Source organism: Cyanothece sp. BG0011 (assembly GCF_003013815.1).
In the GTDB taxonomy this organism is placed as follows: Bacteria; Cyanobacteriota; Cyanobacteriia; order Cyanobacteriales; family Microcystaceae; genus Crocosphaera.
Genome location: NZ_PRLH01000033.1, coordinates 1 through 9804, shown reverse-complemented (window position 1 = coordinate 9804; position 9804 = coordinate 1). Strand labels below are relative to the sequence as shown.

Genomic DNA, 9804 nt, shown 5'->3' with positions numbered 1-9804 from the left:
TGTTTCTCATAGTTTTTTGACCCTTTATTTTTCTGGCTAATTTACGTTGTTGACGAGCTAAATGCTTTTGTCGATTGCGATAAATCTTTTTTAACAGCAACTGTTTTTCCTTGACTGGTAGTCAAAAACTCTTTTAATCCTACATCAATTCCAACTGCTGATTTGATATTATCTATGGGAATAACATTCGGAATCGTCTCATCTTCTGCTGTAATACAGACATAGTATCCATCTGCTTTTTTAACGATGTAGCTGTTTTAAGAATAAAACTTTCAGGAATCGGACGATGGATTACAACTGGTATAGCTCCCCATTTTTTTGTCCAAAGACAATTATTTTGAAACTTGATAACAGCTTTGGGATGATTAACTCTCGAAAAACTAAAAGACCTTAATTGACCAGCTTTTTTAAATCTAGGTCGCCCTCCTCTTTTACCTTTTTTATCTGGAACTAACCATCTTTTCCAGGCTTTTTCTAATCTTTGAAGATTCATCTGTTGAACTTCGCAGTAGATATTTTTGTAGTCAGGAAAGAGAGTTTTTGTCTGTTTTAAATCTGATTGTTGAGTGTAATAATTAACTTTTTCTGGTATTTCTCCTATGGTTTCACTAATTAAACTGCATCTATCAATGGCACATCGAGTCCGTCTTAACCAGTCCAAACGCTGACCTAGCGCATAGTTCCAGTGACGACGTAAAAGTTCTAACCACTGGTTTATACACTCTGCTTGCTTTTGATTAGGCTTGATTCGGTACTCAAATGTCAGTATCATAATACTATTATTGTAGCACTTATCGTTGTTAATGAACAATAGTTATAGTAAAGAAAATAGGTCAGTTTACTTACTTGCCGTACATATTGTCTTAGTGACTAAATATCGGAGAAAAGTCATTACCCCTGACATCCTATCTCGTCTGCAACGAATTTTCACAGATACTTGCAGTAAATGGGATTGTCGATTAGTAGAATTTAATGGTGAAACAGACCATGTTCATCTACTTGTTGAGTTTAATCCTAAAGTTCAACTTAGTAAATTTATTGCTAATTTAAAAACTGTTTCTTCTCGTTTAATCAGAAAAGATTTTTCAGATCATTTAACTCAATTTTATGGACAAAAACCTGTGTTCTGGACTGGTTCTTATTTTATTGCTACTTGCGGTGGTGTAACGATTGAACAACTTAAACAATATGTTGAAAAACAACAATCTCCTGTTTAAAAGGACTCCCTATGGTCGGTTTATTTTTTGGTCGGTAATTCCCCTCCCCCTAACATTCGTATAAGGGGAGACCCCTTACCGACATTTAAGTTGGAGAAATGCCGGCCGCCGCTATTGCCACAGGGAAAGTAGATTTTGTGCTGTCCCCGTCCAGAATAGCCGAGGAGTTAGTCAAACTCAAGCGTCATCCCTATTTGCGAGCAGAGGCCAGTCCAGAACCAGCAAAAGGTGAAACCCCAGCTATAGCCGAAGATGAACTGATCACCATATTCCGACTACTACAACGGCAAACCGGGGTTGATTTTAGCAATTATAAACCCACCACCTTTCAGCGAAGACTAGGGCGACGCGTGGTGTTACAGAAATGCCTCAACTTAAGTGAGTATATTCAGTATTTGTATGATCACCCGGACGAAATTCAGGCCTTGTATCAAGACGTGCTGATTACCGTCACTGACTTTTTCCGTGATCCCGAAGTCTATACCATCCTTCAAGAGCGAGTCTTTCCCCTCCTGCTACAACAGTCCACTCCAGCCTCTAACATTCGTATTTGGGTTCCTGGATGCGCGACAGGGGAAGAAGCCTATTCCCTAGCCATCTGTCTGCTAGAGTGCCTCGATAGCCAGTTAATTAGTAGCACCATTCAAATTTTTGGGACCGATATTAGTGATCAGGCCATTGAAATTGCTCGCAATGGCTTTTATCGAGAAAACCAGATGGAAAATATCTCACCCGAACGCCGCTATCGCTTTTTTAACGAGGTAGATGGAGGCTATCAGATTAAAAAATCCGTGCGAGAACTGTGTATTTTTGCCCATCAGGATCTCAGCAGTGATCCCCCCTTTTCCGACATTGATCTCCTCAGTTGTCGCAATGTCCTGATCTACTTTAAGTCCTCTTTACAAAAACGGGTGTTATCCTTCTTCCACTACAGTCTTAAAGCCACAGGCTTTCTGGTGTTGGGCAATTCCGAAAGTTTGGGAGATACCAAAGATTTATTTGAGGTCTTTGATGGCCAAGCAAAGATTTATACCCGTCTGTCCGTTCCCTCCCGTCTCAACTTCGACTTTATTGCCAGCTACTATCCCAGACAGACAGAATTAGAACCCAGACAGGGGTTTTCCTCCGCCCTCAATCGCAGTAACATCCAACAGTGGGCCGATCAGATTGTCTTGAGTCGCTTCGGTCCGGCCGGGGTTATTGTCAACGAACAGCTAGAAATTTTGCAATGTCGGGGTGATACCAGTCCCTATTTGAGAATTCCCCCTGGAGAACCCAGTTACAACCTGTTGAAGATGATTCGGCCCAGTTTATTGATCGAAGTCCGCATGGCCATTGAAGAAACAAAACAACAGGGAAACGCGGTCAGACGGGAGGGCTTGAAACTTCGAGATATATCTGAATTATCAGAAAGAGACTTGACAGTAGAAGTGATTCCCTTTCATACCTCTACCTCCTCTGACCGTTGCTATCTGATCTTGTTTCAGCGTGAAACAGCCGAACCTCTATCAGCACTGAGGGAAGAGTCAGCAGAAACGGAAGTCGAAGCAGTGGAGATTAACCTGGAGATTCGCCAACTCCGCCAGCGACTGGCTGCTAGTCGTCAGGAGTTGCTCGATACTCAAACTCTCCTACAATTAACCATTGAGGAAAAAGAATCGACTAATCAACAATTGATCACAGCGAATGAAGAAATTCTCTCCAGCAATGAAGAACTAAAAAGCACCAATGAAGAACTACAAACCGCTAAGGAGGAAATTCAATCGGCCAATGAAGAATTAAAAACCACCAATGAGGAACTGCAAAAACGCAACGTGGAAGCCCGTCGCGCTAACGATGACCTCTTGAACCTGATCAACCATGTCAACATTCCCATTTTGATGCTATCGGATGATCTCTGTATTCGCCGTTTTACCCCATCGGCCCAGACTGTGTTTAACGTAATTCCAACGGATGTGGGACGACCCATCAGCGATCTGAGGTTTAGTATTATCGATTCTGATTTGGAAACATTGGTCAGAGAGGTGATGGCTACCCTAAAGACAGTGGAACAGGAGGTGCAGGATCGGCAAGGTCACTGGTATGTATTGCGGATTCGTCCTTACCGTACCATTGATAATCAGATTATGGGGGCCATTGTGGCCCTGGTGGATATTGACCATCTCAAGCAAATCGAACAACATTTACGGGATACTCAGAAGCAACTGCAACAAGAGTTATCGGCCATGAATCAGGTACAGAGTCTGAGTCTGCAGTTATTCTCCTCCCTGGATCTCGATCTGGTCTTGAATCAAGTGCTTGAGGCCACGATTGACTTGCTTGAGGCAGATATGGGCAATATCCAACTCTATGACCCCGAAAGGGAAGTATTAGAAATCATCCTCCATCGAGGGTTTAATGCTGAGTTTCTCGATCGTTTCCGAGAAGTGCGGGTTAATGAGCGCGCTGTTTGCCGTCGCACCCTGGAGTCGGGGCAAAGGGTGATTATTGAGGATGTGGAAACTGATCCAGAATTTGCATCTCACCTTCCCCTCGCAGCATCAGCAGGGTTTCGATCCCTACAGTCAACTCCTCTGATGGATCGTCAAGGGCAGTTGCGGGGAATCCTTTCCACCCATTTTCGGCGGCCCCACCGTCCCAGTGAGCGGCAGTTACGGATGCTCGATCTCTATATCCCACTGGTGTCGGCGATGATTTCCCTAGCGATAGCACAGCGTGATGGTGAGATCCTACTCGATAAAGCCCGTATTGCTGAGGCAGCTAATGCTAGTAAGGATGCGTTTCTCGCTCTGATCTCCCATGAGCTACGCAGCCCTTTAACCAGCATTATTGGTTGGGCGAAACTGATGCAGGAAGGACGGTTAGATGAGGCACAGACGCAAGAGGGGATCAATGCCATCGTTGAGAGTGGGTTAACCCAAGCCCAACTCATTGAAGACTTGCTCGATGTTTCTTCTATTATTCATCAACGTTTTGAAATTATCCTCGAACCCTGTGATTTGCCAGCACTTCTGCAACAAGCGATCGCCCAGGTGCAACCCCAGATCGAGAAAAAAGAGCTACAACTCGAAACCGACCTACAACCCTGTCCCACCCCATTACCCCTTGACCCGACTCGTATGCGCCAGGTGTTGTCCAATCTATTGAGCAACGCCATCAAATTTACCCCTAGAGGGGGTCAAATCACCCTACGGTTGCTGGATACGCCAACTCAGGTGCAGGTACAGGTACAGGACACGGGAGAAGGGATTTCGTCTGAGGACTTACCCCATATTTTTGAGCAGTTTCGGCAAGGGAATGGCTCTAATAAGAGGAAACGGACTAAAGGTTTAGGGTTGGGGCTGTTCTTGGTGCGTTCTCTTGTAGAAGCTCAGGGCGGCACGGTAATGGCTGAGAGTCCAGGGAAAGGACAGGGAGCAACTTTTACCATTAATCTACCCAAGGCGGAATGAAACTCTGCCCCCAACCCCCCTGCCCCCTAACCCCCCCTGCCCCTAACCCCCCCTGCCCCCTAACCCCCCCTGCCCCTAACCCCCCCTGCCCCTAACCCCCCCTGCCCCCCTTTTAAAGGGGGGTGTGGGGGGTGTGGGGGGTGTGGGGTAGTGTGGGAGATTATCGAAGGTGTACGATTTGAATTTCAGAGGATCTTCAGATTTTGCTGTTAAACTCGTCTTTTAGAGTTAGTTATAGAAAACGGTATTATCATTGTGGTTATCAGTCCCTCTAGGAAATGTCTAGACAACAAACTACTTCTTGCTTTACCCGAGTCTGAATATAAACGGTTAAGTCTTCATTTCAAACCCATAATTTTAACAGCCGGCACTGTGATCCATGAGTGCCAAGAAAAGCTCAATTATGCCTATTTCCCTAATTCGGCAATGATTTCTCTTCTCTCAATTATGGAGACTGGAAACAGCACAGAAGTTAGCTTAGTCGGCAATGAAGGGATGGTTGGTCTTCCTATTATTTTGGGAGGTGATTATAATGTTGACAGAGCGATCGTGTCAATTGGGGGAACAGCGTTGAGAGTAGAGGCTGACCCTTTAAAACAAGCATTTGAACAAGGGGAAAGGTTCCAAAACCTATTGCTTTTTTATATCCAAACGCGACTGACTCAAGTTGCTCAAATAGCGGCTTGTAATCGTCAGCATACTATAGAGCAACGTCTGGCTCGTTGGTTATTATCTGTCTATGACTGTGTACTCGAAAACCCTTTACCCCTAACCCACGAATTGATGGCTAATCTATTGGGAACGAGACGAGCAGGGGTGACAGTGGCCGCTAATAAGCTACAAAGAGCAGGAATCATTCAATATAGTCGGGGTAAAATTACCATTTTGAATCGGGAAGAATTAGAAAATTCAGCTTGTGAATGCTATGGCCTGATACAAAACGAATTAGCCGGTTTGCATTTAAGATAGATTCTACTACTTATTGTTCAGTTGCTTAAAAATACGGGCAATTAGTTCCTCTGGAACCAGAGGTTTACGGACATAATCATTCGCACCAGAGGCAAACCCTTGGTCAATCATCTTAAAGTTCTGATGTCGAGAGACAAATATAATGGGCACAGAACAAAAGCGATCATCCTTGCGTACGATTTTACACAAATCTAATCCGTTAAACTGGGGCATCTCCATGTCCAAAATCAACACATCAGGGTGATTTTCCTCTAAAACTTGCCAAAATTTTTCCGGTTCCGACAGACAAATGACCTTAAAGCCAGAGGCCGTTAAAATTGGAGTTAAGGCCCCTAAAAACAGGGAGTCATCATCGACTAACATTAGGGTTGCTTCTGGGGTGGGGTGGGGTTGCAGTTTCTTGATCACGGCCCGCAACAAGCGATCGCTGGTTAAGGGTTTGTGCAGAAACATTCCCTGGCCCGCATGGGCAATGTCGAGACGATAGGATAAATCATGGCGACTATCTAGGACAAAAAACGGTAAATTCGGGTTTTTCTGCCCTAACTCCCTGAGAAATGTTACGCCTTTGTCCCTTGTTTCTGTTAATTCGAGATCGATGATCACGGCCTTCGGTTGATGAGAGCCTAGGATAGATTGAGCATCTTTGAGGGTAGAAACAGCTTCAATGGGGCAATGTTCTAAGAAAGAAACTGTTTTGAGGACTTGAAGCCATTGTTGTTCAACCCCAATACATAATAAACCCTCAGCCCTATTAATGGCACCACAGTGGATGGTTTGAGCGTCTAGGTTCCAGGTTTGCTCTAAGGCGATCGCTAAGTCTAATAATTTCGTCCATTGCTGGCTATCAGCTTGATTTTGCAGTAATTGCTCCATTTGCTCTAGAATCTGGGATGCTTGTTGTTTGCCGAAAATACCAAGGGTTCCCCCTAAACGATGGGCTAAGGCGATCGCTTCTTCTGTTTTTGCCGACTTTTGACTGCCTTGTGAGGGGAGATTGATAATTAACTGAACTAACATTTCTCGCTCGTTTTCTAATCTCTCTTTCTTTTGCTCCCAAATTTCGGATATTTTCTCTTGAAGTTGTTGTTCAAAGGGGGTTAAACTTTCTTCGTTTGGCTCTGCCAGTCGATAACCAAACCCATAAACGGTTTTGATCATCTCTTTGTTCATTCCAGCCTTCTTAAGTTTCCGTCGTAACTTTTTAACATGAGCCGTAACGGTTTCTTCCCCTGGACTTTTATCAGTGGGCCAGAGGCGATCTAAAATGGTTTGACGACTGAAAATCCGTTGAGGTTTTCTTAACAATAACGCTAGTAAACCGTATTCTATGGGGGTCAAATTTAACAATGATCCTTGATAAGTAACTTCATGGGTATTGAGGTTAATTTGTAGATGTTCCCAGGTCAAAACATCGCAGATAACTGTTTTTTCTCTGCGCAACAGAGCCTTAATGCGAGCTAGTAATTCACTCCAAGCAAAGGGTTTAACCAGATAATCATCGGCTCCTGCTTCTAACCCGGCAACACAGTCTTGAGGACTATTTTTAGCCGTTAATAGTAAAATTGGTGTGTAATTGTAGTGATTGCGTAGATGACGACAGACTTCAAGGCCATTGAGTTTGGGTAAGATAATGTCCAACAAAATTAAGTCGTAGTCTATAGATTCAGCTAGTTCTAAGCCCATTTGACCATTATCAGCCCGATCCACCTGATATTTCTCCATCTTTAAGGCTTCTGAGATGGCCAAGGATGTGGAAAAATCATCTTCAATTAGTAATATTTTCATCTCATTTTACTGTTGGGGTTGATCTTCCATGGAGGTTTCTAATGAATGGTAAGGTTCCTTATTGAGTGGGTATTGTCTAAAATTCCTTTGTTCACCTTGATGTCGCAAGGAGGCTCGCTCTGTACTGAAAGTTCCTGTCGGCGCAATTGCACAGAGTCGAGAGGAATTGCGACCAATATATTAACACGAAGTACGATTTTTATGTTAATATGTCATTATAGTGAGTTTTTAAGGTCGATGAAACAAGTCTTAACCCTAGTTGTAAAGCTTAACCCTACATCAGAGCAAACCCAACTGTTGGGTAATACTGCTCAGGCGTTTGCTGATGCTTGTAACTATATTAATAAGACTGTTAAGCCCAATTTGACTAATAGAAACTCAATTCAAGCTGTTTGCTATCAAGACGTTAAGGAACGTTTTGGATTAACAGCCAATCATGTTGTTAGAGCTTGCGCTAGAGTTGCAGCTAATCGCTTAACTGCTAAACAAAAAGGTAGAAAAGTTAAACACTTTAAACCTACTAGCTTTGACTGTGATACTCGTACTTTTCGGTTTATTGAAACTGGTTATTTAGCTAGTATTAGTACAACAGGAAAACGAGCGAAAATTCCTATGAGAGTAAGTAATTACCATATAGGAAAATTATCAGGTCAAAACCCAACCTCAGCACAAGTTTGTCAACATAAAGATGGGGATTGGTATGTGCATATTCAGTTAAAATCTGATGCTCCACCCCCCATAGTCCCCCCTAATAGGGGGGATGCCGAAGGCAGGGGGGTTATAGGGGTAGATTTTGGGAGAAGAGACATAGCAGTTACCTCAACTAATAACTCATGGTCAGGAAAAAACATTCAAGAAAAACGGGATAAATTAACCAAAGTCAGAGCTTCTTTGCAGAAAAAAGCAACCCAAGGCACAAGGTCAACACGGCGTAGATGTCGTCAAATCTTGAAACGGCTATCAGGGAAAGAAAGAAGATATCAGGCATGGTTAAACCACAATATATCTAAAACTATTATTAACGAAGCTAAACAAACTCAATCCTTTGTGTCTATTGAAGATTTAACGGGAATTCGAGAAAGAACTAATCAAAAACCTAGAAATAAAACTGAACGAAGACGATCGAATTCATGGGCTTTCTATCAGTTGAGAACATTTCTAGAATATAAAGGAATTAAAGAAGGGATTGAGGTAATAGCAATTAACCCAAGATATACATCGCAAACTTGTCATTGTTGTCTGCATATTGGACTAAGAAATAATAAGTCTTTTAAATGCAGTAATAAAGCTTGTGGATGGATTGGAGATGCTGATCTTAATGGGTCGTTGATGATAGCTTTAGTGGGGCGAAGTGTAAGGTCGCCTGGAGGTTCGAGTTTATTGGCTTGTCCAGTAAATTCAGGGCTACAGAAAGCCCACGCTATAGCGACAGCTTAGCGTTGGGAACCTTACGCCTCTTTTTATTCTGCTTTGTATTCATAATGAGTTTTGGAAGGTGCCGCTAAGATCAAACAGTATTCAAGATAGTGAAATGTCCAAGTTTTCCAGGCTTTTCTGGCTAATTTTTCTGATGAATAATTACAGCCTTTGAGGGTGGGATAGCTTTCTGGATGAATTTGATAACCTGTTGTATAAATTTGTCCTAGTTTGTTAAAGTGATGGAACATTTTGGGTAAAAAAAAATCAAAAAGGGGCAACTGTCATTGCTTTAAGAACAGTTTAAAAGGAAAATATGAAAATTCTCTGAAAATCCCTTTTCTGTGAAATTTCTTGATAAAATTGTCCCTTGAGGGGAAAAAATACGATAAATCAAATAATTGAACTTATTTTTGTGAGACGAGGGAGAAAAAGTAAGACAAAATTTAGTAAAAAACTGAAATGAAAAACTTAAAAATTCTAATAATTGACGATGAACGCGCTATTCTCGATGTTGTTAAAGCTTCTTTAGAAATAGTAGTCCAATGGGAAGTATTAACGGCTTCTAGCGGTCAAGAGGGGCGAGAAAAAGCCCTCAGGCAACAACCGGATCTGATTCTTTTAGATGTTATGATGCCTGATGTTGATGGTTTGGCCTTGCTGAATCAGTTAAGGTACGATCCCCTTACGCAAAAAATACCTGTTATTTTACTAACAGGAAAAAGCAATATGATTGATGAGACTGACTATGATTCTTTAAACATCATCGGCATTATCCCTAAACCTTTTAATCCCTTAGAATTAGCCCAAGAAATTACTCAATTAGTGACATTTTAACTTACTCCAAAAGGGTTTTAACGGTTCCATTCGGAATGAGAACTAAGCGAATGGTTTGATTAGTCGACGTTTCAAGAGGAGAAACAAACTGAGAGCCAGGGGTAGGAAAGGGAATTTGAGGACGA

7 protein-coding genes and 1 pseudogene are annotated in these 9804 nt (G+C 42.4%); 5 read left to right on the top strand and 3 right to left on the bottom strand.

The window, feature by feature from the left end:
* Nucleotides 1-772, bottom strand: a pseudogene (locus tag C4E06_RS05205) (RNA-guided endonuclease InsQ/TnpB family protein); the annotation flags it as partial.
* Between the two features lie 31 nt (nucleotides 773-803).
* On the opposite strand from C4E06_RS05205, the gene tnpA reads away from it, so the two are divergent.
* The 3 genes from tnpA to C4E06_RS05190 all read left to right on the top strand — a co-directional run bounded on the left by tnpA (nucleotide 804) and on the right by C4E06_RS05190 (nucleotide 5638).
* Entirely contained in the window at nucleotides 804-1217 is a 414-nt protein-coding gene (gene tnpA, locus C4E06_RS05200; protein ID WP_107666573.1) for an IS200/IS605 family transposase, read from the top strand.
* 98 nt (nucleotides 1218-1315) lie between these two features.
* Nucleotides 1316-4669, top strand: coding sequence for a CheR family methyltransferase (locus C4E06_RS05195; protein ID WP_107667111.1), 3354 nt, complete (start codon nucleotides 1316-1318; stop codon nucleotides 4667-4669).
* A gap of 261 nt (nucleotides 4670-4930) precedes the next feature.
* Entirely contained in the window at nucleotides 4931-5638 is a 708-nt protein-coding gene (locus C4E06_RS05190; RefSeq protein ID WP_107667112.1) for a Crp/Fnr family transcriptional regulator, read from the top strand.
* A 6-nt stretch (nucleotides 5639-5644) separates the two neighbouring features.
* Here C4E06_RS05190 and C4E06_RS05185 read toward each other — a convergent pair whose 3' ends face one another.
* Nucleotides 5645-7426 (bottom strand): response regulator, encoded by a 1782-nt coding sequence (locus tag C4E06_RS05185; protein ID WP_107667110.1) that lies wholly within the window; start codon nucleotides 7424-7426, stop codon nucleotides 5645-5647.
* 237 nt (nucleotides 7427-7663) lie between these two features.
* Between C4E06_RS05185 and C4E06_RS05180 the strand changes: the two genes are divergently transcribed.
* Nucleotides 7664-8863, top strand: a complete 1200-nt coding sequence (locus C4E06_RS05180; protein WP_198648336.1) for an RNA-guided endonuclease TnpB family protein — start codon at nucleotides 7664-7666, stop codon at nucleotides 8861-8863.
* Nucleotides 8864-8886: 23 nt separating this feature from the next.
* On the opposite strand, the gene C4E06_RS05175 is transcribed toward C4E06_RS05180, so the two are convergent.
* Entirely contained in the window at nucleotides 8887-9093 is a 207-nt protein-coding gene (locus C4E06_RS05175; RefSeq protein WP_157951112.1) for a hypothetical protein, read from the bottom strand.
* 211 nt (nucleotides 9094-9304) lie between these two features.
* Here C4E06_RS05175 and C4E06_RS05170 point away from each other — a divergent pair, with 211 nt between their 5' ends.
* Nucleotides 9305-9679, top strand: coding sequence for a response regulator (locus C4E06_RS05170; protein ID WP_107667107.1), 375 nt, complete (start codon nucleotides 9305-9307; stop codon nucleotides 9677-9679).
* Nucleotides 9680-9804 lie beyond the last annotated feature (125 nt).